Below are 16883 nucleotides of genomic sequence, written 5' to 3' on the forward strand. Positions count from 1 at the left end.
ATGGCGACCGATCTCGATCAGACGATCATCACGGACGAGCAAGCGGCTGATATGCGCGCGAAACTGGCGGCCTATGAGCGGCAGAAGGCCTATGAGGCGGCGCAGGCGCGGCACCAGCTGTATCTCGCGGTCAAGCCGATCGTAGAAAGCGACGCCTTCATCAGCATCCACCAGCAGCTCGCCGAGCTGCGCGCGAACGGGCCGAAGGACGATAGCTTCTTCGGCATCGGCGTAGAGGCGATCTACCAGGGTATGACCGGGCTCGGCATCAACGTCGCGCAATGGATTGCGCCCATGCCGCCGAGCAGCGCCGAACCGCCAGCCGCAGAAGGCGGCGCATGAACATCATATTGAAAGGGGCAATGCCGATGACGCCGGTTGAAACGGTGCTGGCGAAATACGGCTGGATCCTGATCGGGATCACGTTCGGGTTCGCGGCCAAATATGCGCTGCTGCTGAAGCGCGGCGTGCAGGTGAAGGCGCGGCTGGTCTTTGCCGACCTGCTGCTGCTGCCGCTGGTGGCGCTGATCGCCTACTGGATGGCAACGCGCGCCGGGGTGGAGGCAGAGGCGGCGGCACTGTTCTCCGCTTTCTCCACCGTCGGCGCCGATCGCCTGGTCAAGCTGCTCACCGATCGCTTCCTGCAGCGCGTCGACGCAGAGGCGGCCGCCGTCGCTGAGAGCATCGTCGGTACAGCGCGCAATACCACCCAGGCCGAGCTCGCCGCTGCGGCGATCAAGGAAGCGGCGCGCGAGGGCCGCCTACACCCGGAATATGCGGCGCTGAAGCCGCACCCGCAGGCGCCCAAGCTGGACGGCTGACCTCCTCCAACCTCGGAGAACTTCCATGGACATGACGACGCTGCGGCGGCGGCTGGTGGCGCTTGGCTATCAGCCGGGCGCCGAGGGCACGCCGTTTGGCGCTGCTGATCGCGAGGCAATCCTCTCGGCGATGACCGACGGGCCCGACTATCGGCTGGACCAGCACGACATCGACGACGGCGCCGACCGGCTGAAGGTCGAGCCGGCGGCGATCTGGGCGGTGTGGGATGTCGAGGGCAGCGCGTCGCCGTTCATCGATGGCCGCCCGACGATCCTGTTCGAGCCGCATCGCTTCAGCCGCGCGACCGGGCACAGGTACGACGCCAGCCACCCGAAGATTTCGTCGCGCACCTGGAACCGGACCCTTTATCCGGGCAGCCAGGTCGGGCGATGGGCGCAGCTGCTCGAGGCGGTTTCGCTCGACGTCGACGCCGGCTTCGCCTCGGCCAGCTACGGCGGCTTTCAGATCCTCGGCGAGAATTACGAGATCTGCGGCGCGGTCTCGCCATGGGCATTCGCGCGGCAGCAATCGCAAACCGAGGCGGACCAGCTCGACGCCTTCCTCCGCTTCGTCGAGGGCAAGGGTCTCGCCGGCGCGCTTCGCGCCCGCGACTGGACGACGTTCGCCCGCGGCTACAACGGCACGGCCTTCGCGCAGAACGCCTACGACACCCGCCTCGCGGCGGCCTTCGCCAAGCGCCGCGCCGCGCGCGCAGCCTGACCCCGGGAGCAGCCCATGAACCCGCTAAAATATGTGACGCTGGGGCTTGCCCTGGCGCTGGCCATCGCGCTCGCCGTGATCGGCGACCTCTCGCACAAGGGCGAAGCCCTACGCTCCGCCACCGCCATCGCGGCGCATGCGACGGACGGGAAGGGCGCGCCGCGTGACCTCTCCACGAAGGAGGCGATCGCGCAGATCCGGATCCTCGGCAGCGCCGTCGATGCCGCTCGGAAGGCCAGCGCCGACGCCAAGGCCGCGGATGCTGCCCACGTCATCACCGTCGAGCGCGCCGACGCGCGCACCAATCAGGAGGTATCGTCCGATGTTCTCGCGAAATTCGATCGCGTGCAGGCTGAGCTTGCCGCTTCTCGCGCTCTCGCTGGTCAGCGCATGCGCGAGCTCGCCGCGGCTCGAGCCGATCAAGGTGGTGGCGGAGCGCCGGCAGTCGCCCCAGATCCCGACGCCACCTGCCGCGCTGCTTTCGCCGCCGACTGTGACGGCGTTCTTGCCCTCCTCGCGGCAGCGGAGCGCCAGACAGCCCAGCTCGCCGGCTGGCAAGCCTGGTGGGCCGCAGTAGCCGCGAACCACGCCGACGACACCGAGGCGGGCGACTGATGCCCCCAGCCACCACCACGCACCGATCGATGGGAGCGCCGCTATGCGCCTGAGCGCCTTGAACCTGTCCGTTTCCTCTCGCGCCCTCTTCGCCGGGCGCGTTGCGCTCCCCATCGTGGTGCCACCGACGCCGTCGCCAACACCGGCCCCCGCGATGAGCATCGAGAAGGTCGACGGCGACAGCCGCTCTGCGAACGCGGGCAGCCATTCGATCGGGACCACGACCTTCACTAACTACGGTGTCACCGGCGCCACGCACATGGGCCTGCTGCAGCAGCTGTTCGACAATGCCTTCATGCTCGCTCAGGGCTACAACCACGCGATCGGCGGCAGCACCACCTATGCGATGCTGAAGCGGTCGGAGACGCTCGCGACGGCGACCACCGGCAACCAGGCGGCGACCGAGATCTCGGCGGTGGGCGGCAACTATCTCGGCGCGCAGGTGGCGGATGGGCAGTTTTCGTCCGGCTCCGATGGCCTGGCGTCCGTCCGCACGCAGAGCGGCAACTACGTGTTTTCCGCCTCGGTCAGCGTCAACGACGGCAGCGGCAACCAGGCGGCCTATTACAATCAGCCGGTCCTGGCGAAGACCACCATGCTCAAGGTCGCCGCCTATGCCGATGCGCTGATCGCGGCTGGCAAGACGTGGGTCCTCGGCAACGAGATGGCCCGAGGGGGCAGCGCCTACCTCATGGACCCCAAGACGCCCAGCGCGAACGCATGGGCCGCGACGAGCGGCGTCAAGTTCCAGGACGGCGAGAGCTATGGTGCCCCGGGTGTCATTGCCTGGGATGGCGGCACCACGATGCCCTATGTGATGACAAAGGTCGCCAGCAACCCGGGCCAGGGCCAGTACACGGTCGACGCCTCGGGCAACTATTTGGCGGGCGGCACCGCCCCGGCGAAGGTCTGGCTCAACAACAACGCCGGCGCCGACAATGCCTCGCCGTTCGGCCTCACCATGCGCGACTGGTTCAATTCGTCGGCGGCCAATTTCACCAGCACGCAAAGCGGCGCGCTGATCGACTATGCCATCCCAGGGTTCCAGTACGGACGCCCGCAGCACCTCGTCGTTGACAGCTTCGGCGCCACCCTCGACGCGTCCAGCGGGACCTCCTACCGCAGCAAGCCGGGCATGCTCGATAACCTGAGCCTGCACGCGGCAAACGCGCTCGGCTCGTTCCGCTGGGCCAAGGCGGCCAAGGCCGCCTTCATCGCCCGGTTCGGCGCGATCCCCAACAGCAATGACCAGCGCCCGACGCGCAATAACTGGCAGTTCGCCCGGGGCACGGGTGTCGGCACGACGTTCACCGGCGTGCTCCCGCCCACGATGCGCCTGGGATTCACCGGCACGCCCGCCAAGACGCTGCTTTCGATCAATGGCGCCGTGATCGGCAAGGTGGACACCGCGACCGGGGTGATCACCGGCCCGAACATCACCGGCGGCAGCTACAACTTCACGACCGGCGCGATCACCGTCTCGCTGAACAGCGCGAGCCTGATGCCCGCCAACGCCCAGCTCTGGGCGGAGCAGGACATCGGCAACTACGACTATGCCAACATGGTGGAGGGCACGATCGGCCGGAACACCATCATGAACGCCCTTATGGACCCGGCGGGCACAGCGCTCAGCAGCGAAACCGTCTCGGGATCGAATATCACGGCGTTCGTCGGCACCTCGAATATCAACGGGGTCAACGCCAACCAGGTCCCCTGGGGTATCGTCCTGGGCGGCACCACCGCCGGCTTCACCGCGGTGAACGACATGCTGACCGCCGGCACCCTTCAGTTCGCGGTCCTGTCGGGGATCGATCCCGATGGCTTCCCGTACTTCGGCTTCGAGGCGCTGGGCATCCATACCGCCGCAGCCACGTTCCGCGTCTCCACGCCGAGCCTGAACGGCGTTCAGCTTCGTCTCAACGGTGGCTCGATCTACGCGGGCCTGCGCACGGTCTACATGAAGCATTCGGTCCTGGGCCGCTTCTTCGGCACGGTCGGCCGCGCCTTCTCGGGCAGCACCGCTGCATCGCCTGGCGTGACCCGCACCACCAACAACGGCGCGCAGGTCACTGCGACGCAGCTGCTCACGCGCGGCGCCGACGGCACGTCGGGCATGTTCATCGACGACACGCTGCTCAACGAGGCCGGCGGGACCGGCTTCGCCACCTATGCGGTGTCGCCGCTGCTGGACGTGTCCGACGTCACCGGGTTCGGGACCTCCTCGGCCAACGCCGATATCCCGACCGCCGCGAACACCCCGTTCGCCTTCCGCGTCCTGTTCGGTCGGATGCAGTTCCGCCGCCGGAGCGACCTTCCGAAATTCTAAGCCAGCCCACCCGGCGCCGCGACGCGCCGGGGCCTTGGAGTTGCCCCATGCCCCAGACCAGCCCCAACACCGTCACCACGCCCGCCGAGCTGGCCGCAGCGCTGCGCTCGGCCGCCCCCGGCGGGATCGTCGCCCTTGCGCCCGGCCACTGGCCCGACATCGCGATCGCGGGCGCCAGCTATGTCGCACCGGTCACGATTACCAATGCCGATCCCGCCAATCCGGCGATAATCCGGCGGCTGGTTGTGAAGGGCAGCCGGAACCTCACTTTCCTCAACCTGGCGATCCACCGCGTGCGTGGTGCTGGGGACGCGGCGTGGCTGCGCATGGCGGAGATCTCCGACAGCAGCGACATCGCCTTCATCGGGGGTACGGTGAACGGCTCTCTCGACGGCGACGCGACGAACGACATGAGCGGCATCTACATGCGCAACGTCCAGCGGCCGAGCGTGACAGGCATGGCGCTGCGCGAGCTCAACGTCGCCCTCACGCTCGAGGATTGCGCCGACGCGACGGTGCAGGGGAACGACTTTAGCTTCATCAGCGGAGACGCGATCGATATCCCCGGCCTGCGCGGCGGCCGCATCGTGGGCAACCGGTTCAGGCAGTTCCGGCCCGGCCCGGGGTCGCACCCCGATGCGATTCAGTGCTGGACGCGCGGCAAGTCGAGCGGGTGCAAGGATGTGGCGATCATCGGCAACACATTCGAGGGCGATCCCGGCTTCGAGTTCCAGGGCGTGTTCTTCGGCGACGAGGCGGGGGTGAGCGGCTATGACCGCATCCGGATCGAGGCAAACACGCTCAGCGGCACCATGTGGAACGCGATCTACATCGGGGGGGCGGGTGTCGACCAAGTGATCCGCTTCAACCGGATCGCGCGAGGCGCGAAGATTACGCCGTGGATCCGGACCGCCGCGCAGGCGATCGTCGAGGGCAACTTCGCGCCCTCCTACCAGCTGCAGGGCAAGGCGACCGTTCCTGTAGGTAACTCGCTCGCCTGATCTCGACAGGCTCGTTTGTTCTCGTCATGTTCCGCTCATGCGAGTCGCCAGGAATCGAGCGATCTTCCACGCGCTGTGCGTGGTGGATGAGGCGCAGGAGCGATCCCAGCATGGGGCGGTGCCTGCCTCGGCGTCTCTGCGCCTGGCGCTCGCTTTCCTGCATCTATGTGGCGCGGAGCGGTCGTGGATCGACCAGTTCTGGAAGGCCGCGGTCTGCAGGTCGGAAGCAGGGCAGGGGGCGGACGCCTTCGGTCGCAGCCAAGAGATGACCGCGGCCGTGAACGCAATCACGCGCCAAGTCGGCGTCGAGCGCTCTGGGGCATTTCTTGAAGCACTCCGGGCGGCGCGCGGCAGCTAATAGCCGTCATCGAAGCGCAGGCTTCCCGCAGCAGTCTCCCCGAAGTCGCTCCGAGGCTAGAGCCCGGGAAATGGTGTTATCCTAGTCGGGGCCGCGCATCCGCCCTCTCAAAGTCACGTCGACGTACTTTGCGGCGAGCTTTTGATTGGAACGATGAAATGTCATGACTGGCGTAGATTCGATACACCTAATATGTCATGAATTGCCCTGTTGATTGTGATTTCATGGCGCGGGAGTGCGAGTGAAATGTCGAAGCGGATCCATTTGCCGCCGCCAACTAAATACGGCGGATTAGTTAGTGGGCCGCCGAAAACTGCCGGACCCAACAAAGCGGTGCAAAGCAAGCGGGAGCCTGGCCCACCGCTGATGGCTGGTACAACGGCGCACAAGGTGGGGTCTCATAATCCGGGATCGGGCGGACAAGCGGTTTTGCGCAAGGCCTTCCCCTCGGCGCCCGGAGGGTTATCGGGTCAGGCCCGTGTCTCTTCCATTATTCAACGATCGAGCATGTCAGATGACTCGTTCGAAGATAGTGATGATGAACAGGGCGCACTTGTCAGAGAACTTGCGGACGAGTTTATTGAGAGGAAGTCTGCGCCACCCGCGGAGTGGTATGAAAAGGTCGAAAAACTAAAAGATAAGTGGCGCCTAAATCTCGATAATAGAATTTGGACACAGCAACTTCTAGTCTCCGGACCGTTACAGGTGCGCAGTAGAGCCCCTGGACCACCGCCTCTCGCGCATGACGGCTCTTACACGACATCTCAAACCCCCGATGAGAGGGAGGAGAGGAAATCTTCTACCACAGCCTTTCGGGCGCCTCAGCAGGTAGCGCGGCCAGCCGTTGTTCACGTGCCAGTATCTGCCGCTCCCGAAGGTGTAGACCCGAATGATGACCGAGCGAGGGAAGCACGTCAGGCGCGCAAGACCGCGAACGATTGGACTGCCACGTGTTACGGCTGCGTGACCACTCGCAAGGGCGGTGTGACAAAGGTGACTAAGGGTAAAAGTGCCGGAAGCTGCAGTACCAACCTCCATGCGGAGAGGGTTGCCTGTCTGAACATGGCAGCCTCTTATGGCATAACTGGTATCTCTCAGACGGATGGAGCCGCGCTTGGTCTCGCGCTGGCCCGCGAAGGTGTAGAGATACTCTCGATTTATACCGACTTTCCGCCATGCAGTGGCGGCAGCACCAGCTGCGATCTATGGGTAAAGCAGATTGGAGCCCAAGCCGTAATTTATTCGGAGGAACTCGGAGCTTGGAATCCTGCAGCATCGTCAACCAAAAAGAAGGCTTGGGTGGAAGGTCATTGCGAAGCCTGTGGCATGGAAAAGAAATAGAGTATGTGTCTGGCGTGCCATTCCGCCGTTATGCAACCTTTACCTTGATCGAGTCGGGAACACTGGACCACGTACAGACATGCGCTTAGCGTCATAGGCCCGCGGCAGGTCGACGATGTCCTCAAAGGAGCCACGCAGCCAGCGATCGACGTCGCCCGGCTCGAGGATCGTAATCATCGCCTTTGGGTGGATTGGTGCGTCACGATCACCAGGGCAAGGCGACCGTTCCTGTGGGTAACTCGCTCGCCTGATCTCGACGGTCTCGTTTGTTCTCTTCATGTTGCGATCATGCGAGTCGCCAGGGATCGAGCGATCTTCCACACGCTGTGCGTGGTGGATGAGGCGCAGGAGCGATCCCGACATGGGGCCTTGCTTGCCTCGGCGTCTCTGCGGCTGGCGCTCGCTTTCCTGCAGCTATGCGGCGCGGAGCGGACGTGGATAGACCAGTTCTGGGAAGCGGCAGTGGGGCGATCTGAGGCCGGGCAGGGGGCGGATGCCTTCGGCCGCAGCCAGGAAATGACGGCAGCGGTCAATGCCATCAGCCGGCAGGTGGGCATCGACCGCTCGTCGGCCTTTCTCGACGCGCTGCGAGCTGCGCGCGGCGACTAGTGTCGACGATCCCCCCGCAAGGTTTTCACAGCGGTCGTCGTGAAGTCGCGGAGTACCAAACGCCGTTGGTTTCCCGGAGCGGCCGTTACAATAAGACAGTTTAAACGTCGTGCCGTTAGTTTTGAGATCCGGGAATTCGCGGCCGTCATGAAGGGTGGCTGTCGAAGGTTTTCGATCATGAAGGTCCGCGTCGGGGGATGATATGATAGTTGACTTGCCATTGTATATGAGCGCGTTTCACCAGCACCTATCTAATTTGAATGGCGTAATGATTTATGACTGGCCGGCATACAATATAGCGTTGATCGCAACATTTATATTTTCGTGTGGATCACTTTGGAACTTTGCGGTTGCTGAGAGGATAGAATATCTGATTCACACGGATGTCGGCAAGTTAGCGCGATATTTTGACACTACTGAAGATGACAAGTCACTTTTTCATTTAGCAAAAACGAAATCACTCAAGTTAAAAGGGTCTGCCCGCGGCTATGCTGCACTAGTAATCACATTAGGGGCGTTTGCTCAGTTCCTAAAACCGAATGAAATAGAGGTTACACCTAGTGAAAAGCTGTTTGTGACATGCATTATGTCCAAGAATGATTTTTCGGACTATGAAACTTGTAGGCTGAATTCTGGTCAGGTCAGAAAGCCGCGAGGCAGGGCTTTGAAGTGACGCGGCGGTGTGGGAACCGGAGCTGGGCGAGAATTGAGGCGGCTGGGCGGGGCTAGTGTCGATGGTCCCCGCGGAGGCTCTCGAGCGCGGTCAGCGCGAAATCTCGAAATATGCGCTGCCAATGGTCCCCAGCGCGGTCCCACGGCCGATCGTCAAGCGTGCCATGCCGGCGGCTCTCCCACAGATCGGCGGCGAGGCTCTCCACTAGGGCTTCTTCGTCGTTCGCGGTGCATAGGCGGCAGGGCATATGAGTGATGTAGGAAAGGCTCGCCCGAAATCCATCCGCCTCACTTCCGTTTGTTCTCCAAATGTTCTACATTGTCGCTACCGATTCGACGGAGCGAACGATGGACTTCGAAGGCACATGGTGGCTCCTGATTGAGGAAGCCGGGTTCAACGAGCAAAACACCCCGCAGCTTACGATGGGCGCGGGGGAGGTGCTCGACGGGCGCACGGATCAGCGCTTGGGGGCCTACTCACTGGCGGAAGATGAGATCACGATCCAGTTGGGCGGCAGCAAGATCGTCGCTCATGTGCGACCTGGGGCAACGTCGATCAGCGGCAACCTGTTCTCTGGCAAGGGCAGGAGAGAGATGGTCCTACCCATAACGCTTTTCCCGCTCGCCTGGCGCCCGCCCTCAGAAGAGGAAATCGCCAGGGAAGTCGCCGCGGTGTTAAGCAGGCTGGGCGCCTGATCGGGTCGGAAACACCGGCCCGCGCACGTTCATCTTCGCCGCGTCATACGGGCGCTGCAGGTCCGCAATCTCCTCGTAACTGCCGCGCAACCAGCGGTCGACGTCGCTCGGCTCCAGGATCGTGATCATCGCCTTGGGGTGGATGGGCGCGACGACCTCGTTCGGATCGCAGGTCACCATCGTGAAGCCCGCACCGGCCGCGGTATGCTGCCAGAAGCCCGCGACCGCAAAGGTCGGCTGATCGGTGACGCTGAACCACATCTCGCCCTTGAGCGGAGGCTTGCCGTCGCCCAGGTCGTGCTTCTCCGGCGTGAACTCGGCGAATTCGGTCAGCGGCACGATGCACCGGTTCTCGGGCTTCTCCGCCAGGCGCTTCCACTGCGGCAGCTTGAGGTTGCGCACGTTCGTCATCGGCCACGCCGCCTCGCCGCCCAGCACGTCCCAGCTCATGACGTCCCATCCGCGCTCGCCGTCCTGCTCGCGGATCACATAGTTGCGAGACTTCGGCCGTAGCTCCGCCGGCGCAAAGCGATTGTCGCGCGGGCGCTCGCTGAACAGCTTGCTGGTGGCGCCGAACAGCGTCTCAGGCTCACCGCGGAATCGGGCTCGGTTGCACATGGGGCGAAGGCTACCCCGACGGTGACCGCTGCGCCAGCGCGCGCTCGATCGTGAAGGGTGCCACCTCCGAACGAGGGGGAAGTCGGAGGTGGCAACGAGACCATAGATCGCCAGCGCTTAACGGTGGACTGCAAACCTCGTCAGGGCATCACCGGATCATGGACAGCAGCCAGCCGGTCCAAGCCGCCAACATCAACACCGCCAAGGCAATGGCCTCGACCTGGAAGGCGCCGGGCCGGCGGATCCTCAGAACACCACCTCTCGGCGCTCTAGCTCGACCGCCAGCAGATCAGTGACTGGGTCGATCTCCTCGCCCGTGTTGCGCAGCCAGGACGCCACCAGCTCCTCGTCGGTGCTCATCTGGAAGATGACGCGGATGGCCGCGACGGCGCCGTTTCTCGTGAGCGCCATCGTCAGCCGATCCAACGTCGGGTTCACGGACACTTCGTGAACTGCCCCTTCTTAGGGCCGCTCGCGATGCGGCACTTGCCGCCCTTGTCCTTCACGACGCCGCCAGCTGCGGCTGCTGCCGCGGGCGGGCATTTCACGAACTTGCCCTTCGCGTCCTTGCAAGGCGCCGCGGCGAGCGCTGGCGTGGCGATCAGGGCAATTGCTGCGGCAAAGGTCGATACGCGCATCATGGTAATCCTCTCCCGATTAAGTCGGTGGGGAAAGAATGCCAGGCCGCCAAGGAAGAGCAAGGCTCGAGGCCGCTTATCGCCCGCATACCTCAATGGGGCAGTGGGGTTCTTTTTTCACGTCGCGCGGCGCAGCACCGTTCAGTAGCTGGGGCGGTAGCGGCGTTGCTCCGCGCGCGCCTGGCGCTCGCCCTTGCGCGGCGGCGCGTCGAGGTACGGCCCGGGCACCCCGAAGAACTCAGCGGCGCGGGCTCGCTCGTTCTCCGCTAGCTCGCGCGGGATCTGCTCGCGGAGATGCCGGGCGATATAGCCGTCCGGCCTGCCGAGGATTCGGGAGAGCTGGGCATAGGTCAGGCGGTGGCTGGCGCACTGCTCCGCAATGCGCTGCCGGATGACGTCCGGCGATGGTCCCATGGTGCGCTTCCCGATATCGTTCTTATCGGATCTATATAGCGCCCGTTCTGGATGTGTTCCACTGACGCAGGGCTTCCGGCCGCTCCGGAAAGGATGGGACGCCAATTGGAATCGCCACCTTCCGACGCCAGCGGGCACCTTTCTCGGTGCCGCGTGCTCAATTCGAAGTGCCGATAGGGCCGTTTCAGCCTCGGGGTACAAGTCGGGGTATCGTTTTGGAGGCCGCGTGCGAACACAACGCTAATCTGCCACCGACGCGGCCCAATTCGACGGGCTCCCTCACCGGCCCAACCGGAGCTCAATCAGTCTCCATCAGTCCCAGCGGCGCCGCCATCGCGATTGGCCTCAGTTGTATCGATCGCGCGCAGCAGGTCGTCGAATGGGCCGGCGCTGCCGATCGGGTAGGTGCGATCTAGGGCCGCCCCGATGCGGTCGGACGCGCTTTTGCCCTGCAGGATCTTGGCCACGCTTCGTTGCCAATCGGACATCTTGATCGTGCGCCATATGTCGACGCGGGATGCGCCTGGTGAACGAACAGGCGGGTTGCCTCGAAAGGTCCAGGCGTTTTGACAAATCGGTGAGGGCCGCAGGATACCGTGAGGGAACAGAGCAAGAATATGTCATAACGAGCGTTGAAAAATGGGGCTTTCCACTCGACTTTCAATCACGCGTGAACCGGTCTAGCGGCTGAACTATCGATTGTCCCCCGAAGTGACCTCAGAGCTGCATACTTCGGGGAGGGGTAGTCGTTAGCTTACTGTGGGGCGTATCACGGCCGTCGTCCCCCATCCGCCTCGATTAAATGCCTTTTTAACCTTCGGCTAAGTGTGGCGTCTCGATCTCCCCATACGGGCCGATACCTATCCTTGAAAAATTGCATTGAACACGCCAATAACGCCGTATGCCTACCGTTTGCTTCGTTCAATCTCCCACGTGCCTGCTCGACTGGGATGGTATCAATGCTGTCGCAACGTTTTCTGCTGCGTTTATTGCTTTAGGCGGCACGGCTGTTGCTATGAGGATGCCGCACCGAACCAAATTGAGGGAGCGGTCCGACACCTCAAATGAGATTCTTCATAGCGCTGGATTAGCCGTGAAGCTTTACCGTGAAGCGGCTGCGCTGATTCCTGCTGGTACAAGGTCTATCGACATTAAGACTCTTGCCGCGACAGCGGCTACTTTGCGGGTCGCGCTCGATCGAATGATCAGCCGTCTGGAATTGACGGATCGCGCGATAATGGCCGGCGCTGGCGCAATGCAGCTTCTGACCGCAGTTGAGAACGCAGCTTCGAAATACCCTGACCCAAGGCACCCGAAAATGGGCCCTAAGGTTTTTATCCCGGATCTGTTTCTATCGGATCATATTGTACCTACTGTTCTCGAAAGTGCTCAAAAGGTAGCGAAGTACGCGGTGAAGAGAAAATGGCCGAAGTGGCGGTCACGTTTCGCAAGGATTGCGGAGGTAGGGCTTGATGGGCCGGGTTGCCCCGCCGACCCGTCGGCGAGATAAAAAGGCCGATAGGTCATGGGTTGTGGGCCAGCTCTCGCCGCAATGAAAATTGATTGCTCCCCAGCGAGCGGCGCAGGGGCAGTGCCGAGAGCTTCAGCGTTTTCTTTCGCGTGAGGCGGTTTGACTGCTGAACTTTTGGGCATTGCTCGATATGTCGCCAGAGCCGCAAGCTTAGGGGAAGGGGGCAATCGATGGCGTACTGGATGGTCTATCAAGGAGCGAGTTGGGCGCGCGCGCGCCTAGGCGGCTACCTGTGGGCCCCTAAGCAAGGGAATAATGGGCAGACCTACGTCTACTGGACGAACATGGCTGAGGTCGCGCCCGGTGACATGATTTTTTCAGGCGTCCAAAACGCTCTCCGGGCTTTCTCTCAAGCCGTTACACCTGCCTATGCTGCGAACAGACCCGATCCTCGCGATGAGGCAAATTGGGAGCTCGAAGGGTGGCGTATGGACGTTGCCTACACCGACCTGCCGCAGCCGCTGTACTATCGCGACTGGGTTCCTAGTATCCTGAGCGAGCTTCCCCAAAAGCACTCGCCGTTCTCAGGGCAGGGTCGACCGAACCAGGGCTATCTGTACCATCTCCCGAGCAGCGTCGGCGAATATCTAGTCGCCTTGGTTGGGCAAGACGGCGTATCGGTTGATCTGGCGGCGTCGATTGCTTCGCAGTCCGCGGCCGAGCAAGAGACGGTCCGGCAGCAGCTAACCCAGGCTCGCATAGGTCAAGGCAAATTCCGGCAGGACCTCATCGACCGGTGGAAAGCTTGCGCCGTGCTGGGCGTGTCACGGCCCGAACTCCTGCGCGCATCCCATATAAAGCCGTGGTCTTCCTGCAATAATGTCGAACGCCTCGATCCAGCCAATGGGTTGCTACTCTCCGCGACCTACGACGCCGCTTTCGATGCCAAGCTGATATCGTTCACGGACGCGGGCGACATTTTGCTGGCACCCGACTTCCCCAGGGGCGAGGCTATCGCGGCCGGTATCGACCCGGCTTCCAGGATCGAGGGCATTAGCTCCGCCACCAAGGCTTACCTTGCGCAGCATAGAGAAATCATGGCAGCGCAATCCCGTCGCCGTGCCAGGAAGGCTTTGACCTAGCCCAAAACCCGCACCAAAAATTTTTGGGGGTATCCGTGGGGGCGTCCGTCACTAATCACAGGTTATGAGTGACGAAATGCGAGCCGAATGCTGCACCGTTTGGTGCTAACCGAACTCACGCGAATCTGCCGATTTTCGGCTGAAGTTCGATAGGTGCCGGGTCGGCCTCAGTGCCTTGTCAGAAGTGTGCACGCCTTCCCACCGCGTCCGCCGGCCAGGCTTGATATCGTCAGGCCAAGGAGCCGGAGTGCCCAGTATCGTACCAGCTGTTCGCGTTGCGAATCCCCTCGATCAGGTCGTCAAATACGTCAGAGACACTCGCATGCGGAACCCGCACCTCGTTGTCGTCGGCTAGAATAATTGCGACCCCGCGATCGAGTTCGCGGACTTGAATCATCTGGTCGGTATTGATGATCACCTGGCCCCCCAGGCAGCGCACCGATCGATATCAGTGGCATTAGGTTCCCCTTGATGAGCCGGAGCGCCCGGCCTCGAGGCAAGATGCTCGCACGCGCGGGCTCCGGTCAACGCGCTGAGGCCGTAGCGCTTGGTCACGACCAGGAACATAGGCAGGACATCGGCAGGAATGGACGTTTTGACAAATCGCGGAACGCCGCAGGATACCGTATGGGAACGGAGCGTGAATATGTAAGAAGTAACGTTGATAAATAAGGCTTTCCTCTCGATTCCTAATCGAGTGCCATCATTTCTTAAATCCAGCCCGCCGACGTTCTAGCTCCTTCACGAGCTCCAAGGCGGCCTTCGTCACCGTGTCCAGCGGGTTGTTGTCGCAATAGCGATCGATCCACGCGAGCAAGCTGTAGCCGTTTGTATCTGATCCCAGACGCCCGTCGCCGCCGCCGTACTTATTCCTGCCGCTCACGAAGCCTAAGACCCATCCTTCCATGGCCTGATTTCGCCTGCCGCCCTGGCGCTCAACGGTCCACGAGCCACATGCGTCAGCCTCAGGGAAGGAGAACGACTGCCATACCTGAGCGCTGGCTGTGGTCGGCTGGGAAGTGGCCGCCGCCAATAAGAACAAGATCGTCAGTTGACCTTTTATCATCGGCTCCCGCTCCCCGAATCACGTGAAAAGGGCCGGCCCTGCTGAATGTGGCTATGCAAACGTTGAAGGTGTTGCTCGACGCCTGTGATCCACACGCTGCCCGGCTCCAAAAATACCTGAGTATGCTCCTACGTCACGCGCGTGCGCTGGCCTCACACGCTTTCACATCCGCGACCAGGTTGTTCAGCTCGGCGGCATCTACAGGGTGGTGGTTGTCTGCGAGATCAACTGCGCTCTCTTCGAGGTTGTAGATCAACTCGCGCACGCTGGCCTCGTTCAGCGCGCCAGGTCGTATGAGGGCCTCAACGAGATGGCCGAGGAAAAGGCGGGTGGCGTAGTTCATGCGGTGCTCTAAAATCCTGATCATCTGCTATCTTCGGCCACCGCGAGACGCAATGCGACGGGTAGCACGATTATCGTGGGGGTATCGGTGGGGGTATCAAGCTGCACCGCGCTGACTGGACCCACCGCAATCCGGAGATTTTGGCTTACAGTTCGATAGGTGCCGGGCCCACCAGCGTCTCGCTTGGCGCGGAAACTGCCGGGCCTTGTGTCCGCCGCGCGGACGCTCTAAGCGCGGCGTTTCGTCGGGGAGTAGCGCAGTCTGGTAGCGCATCTGGTTTGGGACCAGAGGGTCGCAGGTTCGAATCCTGTCTCCCCGACCATTATCGCGGCAATGTCTTATATTGTCGTTGTCCACGTTTCGCACATGTAAGTCGATCTCGCGGCATGGATGGACACGCGGCGTGCGGCATGCACGCGGATATATTCCTGCTCAACCGTCGGTCTCGCATAATAGGATGTGCGCAGTTCCCTAGGCGATCGTGTTCGTTTAACTTTCGGGACGACCTTTTGGCACGGCCAAGTCCCTCACGCAGCTGCAGCACATCTTTCCGTTCAAGTGCGCCATTTGCCCTGTTCGTGATGCATGCTGCGAGTGCGAAAAAACGGGCGGCAGCGGGAACAAAATAGTTAACGCTCGGTTAAGAGGGGGCGCTGGATATGCTGCCCTGCCAGTCAGCTTCCTTTGATGCTGTCTTTAGGTGATCATCCGACTCATCTAAGTAACGGGTTCGTAATTCTTCATCGGCCTTCGAACAGATTGCGCCATAGAACCGTGGTGCCCGTTCTCGCTTTGCGAGATACCAATAAAAATTTCGATGCATATTGCGAAGATGGTCCGGCGGTGTTGCTTTCTGCCGTCTTTTTTCGTCGATTCGTCGTGCGGGCAGGTGGGCATGTTTCGCTTTGAGACATCTGTTGTACAATATGATTGACGGGGCGGCATTTTCTGTAGAGTAGGGCGCGGCCGGCAATCCGTCGGCGTGTTCACCATTAGGGGGTCCCATGCGCACTCGTGTTCTCACCCTGCTGGCTGCTGCGACCGTTGCGGTTGCGGCCCCGGCCACCGCTTCGGCGGCGACCATCATCGGCGGTTTCTCGGCTGGTCTGGTCAACGTTAAGGGCAGCACCGCAGCGATCGGTGCTGACACCACCTTCAGCAACGGCGGCAGCGCCGTCCTGGGTTCGAGCGGCGACCTGTCGTCGGTCGGCCTCTTCACGTCCTTCGTCACCTCGTCGGTCACTGCGACCCAGGGTGCAGACGTGACCTTCTCCGGCGTGTTCGGCTCGTTCGCGGGCCAGGTGGCAAAGGTCACCACCGGTCTGAACTTCGTGACGATCTACACGCTCGGCGACTTCACCCCGACCACCGCGTCGGGCTACGACAAGGGCAAGGCCTCGGTCGCCTTCACCTTCAACCAGGCCGGTGGCGCCGGTTCGGACATCTCGGGCAGCTTCAGCTTCGCGTCGCCCCCGAGCCCGATCCCCGAGCCCGCCACCTGGGGCATGATGATCGCGGGTGCCGGCATGGCCGGTGCTGCCGTGCGTCGTCGTCGCGCGAGCACGAAGGTTGCCGCCGCCTGATAGGCGACGCAGCTAGCGTACGGAGAGGGCGGTGCCGGCATCGGCGCCGCCCTCTTTGCGTTGGACGGCTAGTCGGCGCCGGTCATGCGCCGCACAGGCAGCATCGCGGCGCGCGTGTCGATCAGGGGAAAGGATCGATGCTGTTGCTTCCGGGGATCGTTAAGGTCGCTGATGGTCTGCCAGCGTATCGCCATGCCGAGACGCATGGAATGCACATGGTTGGCATTCGTGCAGGGCCGCTTTCCTGGGCCCGGGGCTAGAGCCTGCGGTGAGCACGGCGCTTCTGTCACTTTGAGCGGATCGCAGGGCGCGGGCCTCTTCTTGAATTGACCAAACCGTAAAGCACTGGACTTTGCGCCGCGAATTCACTTTACCGCCCTTGGCAGGTTTGCCGAAGGGGGAAATACAAAATGGTAGGCTTTGGGTCGTTGTCGCGCCGGCGTCGTCT

At 62.4% G+C, this 16883-nt stretch carries 21 protein-coding genes, 1 tRNA gene and 1 pseudogene; 13 read left to right on the forward strand and 10 right to left on the reverse strand.

The genetic code is table 11. From position 1 onward, the window contains the following. The 6 genes from RT655_RS00665 (at position 1) to RT655_RS00690 (ending at position 5484) form a co-directional block, all read left to right on the forward strand. Complete coding sequence (locus RT655_RS00665; protein ID WP_313534407.1) at positions 1 to 342, forward strand: hypothetical protein; 342 nt, start codon at positions 1 to 3, stop codon at positions 340 to 342. Between the two features lie 26 nt (positions 343 to 368). Further along, positions 369 to 821: a hypothetical protein gene (locus RT655_RS00670; protein WP_313534408.1), complete on the forward strand. Its 453-nt coding sequence runs from the start codon at positions 369 to 371 to the stop codon at positions 819 to 821. A 25-nt stretch (positions 822 to 846) separates the two neighbouring features. Then, positions 847 to 1542 (forward strand): N-acetylmuramidase family protein, encoded by a 696-nt coding sequence (locus RT655_RS00675; RefSeq protein ID WP_313534409.1) that lies wholly within the window; start codon positions 847 to 849, stop codon positions 1540 to 1542. Between the two features lie 15 nt (positions 1543 to 1557). Beyond that, a complete protein-coding gene (locus tag RT655_RS00680; RefSeq protein ID WP_313534411.1) occupies positions 1558 to 2157 on the forward strand; it encodes a hypothetical protein in 600 nt (199 codons plus the stop codon). A 154-nt stretch (positions 2158 to 2311) separates the two neighbouring features. Beyond that, entirely contained in the window at positions 2312 to 4483 is a 2172-nt protein-coding gene (locus RT655_RS00685; protein ID WP_313534413.1) for a hypothetical protein, read from the forward strand. A 47-nt stretch (positions 4484 to 4530) separates the two neighbouring features. Next, positions 4531 to 5484, forward strand: coding sequence for a right-handed parallel beta-helix repeat-containing protein (locus RT655_RS00690; protein ID WP_313534414.1), 954 nt, complete (start codon positions 4531 to 4533; stop codon positions 5482 to 5484). A 1738-nt stretch (positions 5485 to 7222) separates the two neighbouring features. On the opposite strand, the pseudogene RT655_RS00695 reads toward RT655_RS00690, so the two are convergent. Next, positions 7223 to 7390, reverse strand: a pseudogene (locus tag RT655_RS00695) (DUF159 family protein); the annotation flags it as partial. 81 nt (positions 7391 to 7471) lie between these two features. Here RT655_RS00695 and RT655_RS00700 point away from each other — a divergent pair. From RT655_RS00700 to RT655_RS00710, 3 genes are all read left to right on the forward strand, one after another. Continuing rightward, the gene (locus RT655_RS00700) at positions 7472 to 7792 is read left to right on the forward strand and encodes a hypothetical protein (RefSeq protein ID WP_313534415.1); all 321 of its coding nucleotides are present in this window, start codon (positions 7472 to 7474) and stop codon (positions 7790 to 7792) included. A 226-nt stretch (positions 7793 to 8018) separates the two neighbouring features. Beyond that, a complete protein-coding gene (locus RT655_RS00705; RefSeq protein WP_313534416.1) occupies positions 8019 to 8465 on the forward strand; it encodes a hypothetical protein in 447 nt (148 codons plus the stop codon). Positions 8466 to 8812: 347 nt separating this feature from the next. Beyond that, complete coding sequence (locus tag RT655_RS00710; protein ID WP_313534417.1) at positions 8813 to 9160, forward strand: hypothetical protein; 348 nt, start codon at positions 8813 to 8815, stop codon at positions 9158 to 9160. Here the strand turns inward: RT655_RS00710 and RT655_RS00715 are convergent. The 5 genes from RT655_RS00715 to RT655_RS00735 form a co-directional block, all read right to left on the reverse strand. Then, positions 9140 to 9778, reverse strand: coding sequence for an SOS response-associated peptidase family protein (locus RT655_RS00715; RefSeq protein WP_313534418.1), 639 nt, complete (start codon positions 9776 to 9778; stop codon positions 9140 to 9142). The two genes, RT655_RS00710 and RT655_RS00715, sit on opposite strands and share 21 nt — an antisense overlap. Positions 9779 to 10024: 246 nt before the next feature. Next, complete coding sequence (locus RT655_RS00720; protein ID WP_313534420.1) at positions 10025 to 10216, reverse strand: hypothetical protein; 192 nt, start codon at positions 10214 to 10216, stop codon at positions 10025 to 10027. After that, positions 10213 to 10419, reverse strand: a complete 207-nt coding sequence (locus tag RT655_RS00725) for a hypothetical protein (RefSeq protein WP_313534421.1) — start codon at positions 10417 to 10419, stop codon at positions 10213 to 10215. Before RT655_RS00725 ends, RT655_RS00720 begins: the two co-directional genes overlap by 4 nt. A gap of 138 nt (positions 10420 to 10557) precedes the next feature. After that, positions 10558 to 10830 carry a phage repressor protein gene (locus RT655_RS00730; protein WP_313534422.1) on the reverse strand — a complete coding sequence of 91 codons (273 nt, stop codon included), beginning with the start codon at positions 10828 to 10830 and terminating at the stop codon, positions 10558 to 10560. 302 nt (positions 10831 to 11132) lie between these two features. Then, on the reverse strand, positions 11133 to 11318 hold the full coding sequence (locus RT655_RS00735; RefSeq protein WP_313534423.1) for a hypothetical protein: 186 nt from the start codon (positions 11316 to 11318) through the stop codon (positions 11133 to 11135). 413 nt (positions 11319 to 11731) lie between these two features. On the opposite strand from RT655_RS00735, the gene RT655_RS00740 reads away from it, so the two are divergent. Further along, a complete protein-coding gene (locus tag RT655_RS00740) occupies positions 11732 to 12340 on the forward strand; it encodes a hypothetical protein (protein ID WP_313534425.1) in 609 nt (202 codons plus the stop codon). A 191-nt stretch (positions 12341 to 12531) separates the two neighbouring features. Beyond that, positions 12532 to 13443, forward strand: a complete 912-nt coding sequence (locus tag RT655_RS00745) for an HNH endonuclease signature motif containing protein (RefSeq protein ID WP_313534426.1) — start codon at positions 12532 to 12534, stop codon at positions 13441 to 13443. Between the two features lie 229 nt (positions 13444 to 13672). Here RT655_RS00745 and RT655_RS00750 read toward each other — a convergent pair whose 3' ends face one another. The 3 genes from RT655_RS00750 to RT655_RS00760 form a co-directional block, all read right to left on the reverse strand. Beyond that, complete coding sequence (locus RT655_RS00750) at positions 13673 to 13861, reverse strand: hypothetical protein (RefSeq protein WP_313534427.1); 189 nt, start codon at positions 13859 to 13861, stop codon at positions 13673 to 13675. 285 nt (positions 13862 to 14146) lie between these two features. Then, a complete protein-coding gene (locus RT655_RS00755; RefSeq protein ID WP_313534429.1) occupies positions 14147 to 14509 on the reverse strand; it encodes a hypothetical protein in 363 nt (120 codons plus the stop codon). 133 nt (positions 14510 to 14642) lie between these two features. Beyond that, positions 14643 to 14852, reverse strand: coding sequence for a hypothetical protein (locus RT655_RS00760; RefSeq protein WP_313534431.1), 210 nt, complete (start codon positions 14850 to 14852; stop codon positions 14643 to 14645). 245 nt (positions 14853 to 15097) lie between these two features. Here RT655_RS00760 and RT655_RS00765 point away from each other — a divergent pair. Both RT655_RS00765 and RT655_RS00770 read left to right on the forward strand, forming a co-directional pair. Next, positions 15098 to 15174: transfer RNA gene (locus RT655_RS00765), tRNA-Pro, on the forward strand. 682 nt (positions 15175 to 15856) lie between these two features. Next, a complete protein-coding gene (locus RT655_RS00770; RefSeq protein WP_313534433.1) occupies positions 15857 to 16435 on the forward strand; it encodes a PEPxxWA-CTERM sorting domain-containing protein in 579 nt (192 codons plus the stop codon). Between the two features lie 68 nt (positions 16436 to 16503). Here RT655_RS00770 and RT655_RS00775 read toward each other — a convergent pair whose 3' ends face one another. After that, positions 16504 to 16641, reverse strand: a complete 138-nt coding sequence (locus RT655_RS00775) for a hypothetical protein (protein WP_313534434.1) — start codon at positions 16639 to 16641, stop codon at positions 16504 to 16506. Positions 16642 to 16883 lie beyond the last annotated feature (242 nt).

Origin of the sequence: Sphingomonas sp., assembly GCF_032114135.1 — a bacterium.
Classification (GTDB): Bacteria; Pseudomonadota; Alphaproteobacteria; order Sphingomonadales; family Sphingomonadaceae; genus Sphingomonas.

What these genes read in the sequence shown, in the direction of transcription:
- RT655_RS00715 (WP_313534418.1), bottom strand. Translation starts at nt 9,778, where the DNA reads ATGTGCAACCGAGCCCGATTCCGCGGTGAGCCTGAGACGCTGTTCGGC.
- RT655_RS00735 (WP_313534423.1), bottom strand. Translation starts at nt 11,318, where the DNA reads ATGTCCGATTGGCAACGAAGCGTGGCCAAGATCCTGCAGGGCAAAAGC.
- RT655_RS00680 (WP_313534411.1), top strand. Translation starts at nt 1,558, where the DNA reads ATGAACCCGCTAAAATATGTGACGCTGGGGCTTGCCCTGGCGCTGGCC.
- RT655_RS00700 (WP_313534415.1), top strand. Translation starts at nt 7,472, where the DNA reads ATGCGAGTCGCCAGGGATCGAGCGATCTTCCACACGCTGTGCGTGGTG.
- RT655_RS00705 (WP_313534416.1), top strand. Translation starts at nt 8,019, where the DNA reads ATGAGCGCGTTTCACCAGCACCTATCTAATTTGAATGGCGTAATGATT.
- RT655_RS00710 (WP_313534417.1), top strand. Translation starts at nt 8,813, where the DNA reads ATGGACTTCGAAGGCACATGGTGGCTCCTGATTGAGGAAGCCGGGTTC.
- RT655_RS00755 (WP_313534429.1), bottom strand. Translation starts at nt 14,509, where the DNA reads ATGATAAAAGGTCAACTGACGATCTTGTTCTTATTGGCGGCGGCCACT.
- RT655_RS00685 (WP_313534413.1), top strand. Translation starts at nt 2,312, where the DNA reads ATGAGCATCGAGAAGGTCGACGGCGACAGCCGCTCTGCGAACGCGGGC.
- RT655_RS00730 (WP_313534422.1), bottom strand. Translation starts at nt 10,830, where the DNA reads ATGGGACCATCGCCGGACGTCATCCGGCAGCGCATTGCGGAGCAGTGC.
- RT655_RS00670 (WP_313534408.1), top strand. Translation starts at nt 369, where the DNA reads ATGACGCCGGTTGAAACGGTGCTGGCGAAATACGGCTGGATCCTGATC.
- RT655_RS00675 (WP_313534409.1), top strand. Translation starts at nt 847, where the DNA reads ATGGACATGACGACGCTGCGGCGGCGGCTGGTGGCGCTTGGCTATCAG.
- RT655_RS00770 (WP_313534433.1), top strand. Translation starts at nt 15,857, where the DNA reads ATGCGCACTCGTGTTCTCACCCTGCTGGCTGCTGCGACCGTTGCGGTT.
- RT655_RS00760 (WP_313534431.1), bottom strand. Translation starts at nt 14,852, where the DNA reads ATGAACTACGCCACCCGCCTTTTCCTCGGCCATCTCGTTGAGGCCCTC.
- RT655_RS00665 (WP_313534407.1), top strand. Translation starts at nt 1, where the DNA reads ATGGCGACCGATCTCGATCAGACGATCATCACGGACGAGCAAGCGGCT.
- RT655_RS00740 (WP_313534425.1), top strand. Translation starts at nt 11,732, where the DNA reads ATGCCTACCGTTTGCTTCGTTCAATCTCCCACGTGCCTGCTCGACTGG.
- RT655_RS00745 (WP_313534426.1), top strand. Translation starts at nt 12,532, where the DNA reads ATGGCGTACTGGATGGTCTATCAAGGAGCGAGTTGGGCGCGCGCGCGC.
- RT655_RS00775 (WP_313534434.1), bottom strand. Translation starts at nt 16,641, where the DNA reads ATGCGTCTCGGCATGGCGATACGCTGGCAGACCATCAGCGACCTTAAC.
- RT655_RS00725 (WP_313534421.1), bottom strand. Translation starts at nt 10,419, where the DNA reads ATGATGCGCGTATCGACCTTTGCCGCAGCAATTGCCCTGATCGCCACG.
- RT655_RS00690 (WP_313534414.1), top strand. Translation starts at nt 4,531, where the DNA reads ATGCCCCAGACCAGCCCCAACACCGTCACCACGCCCGCCGAGCTGGCC.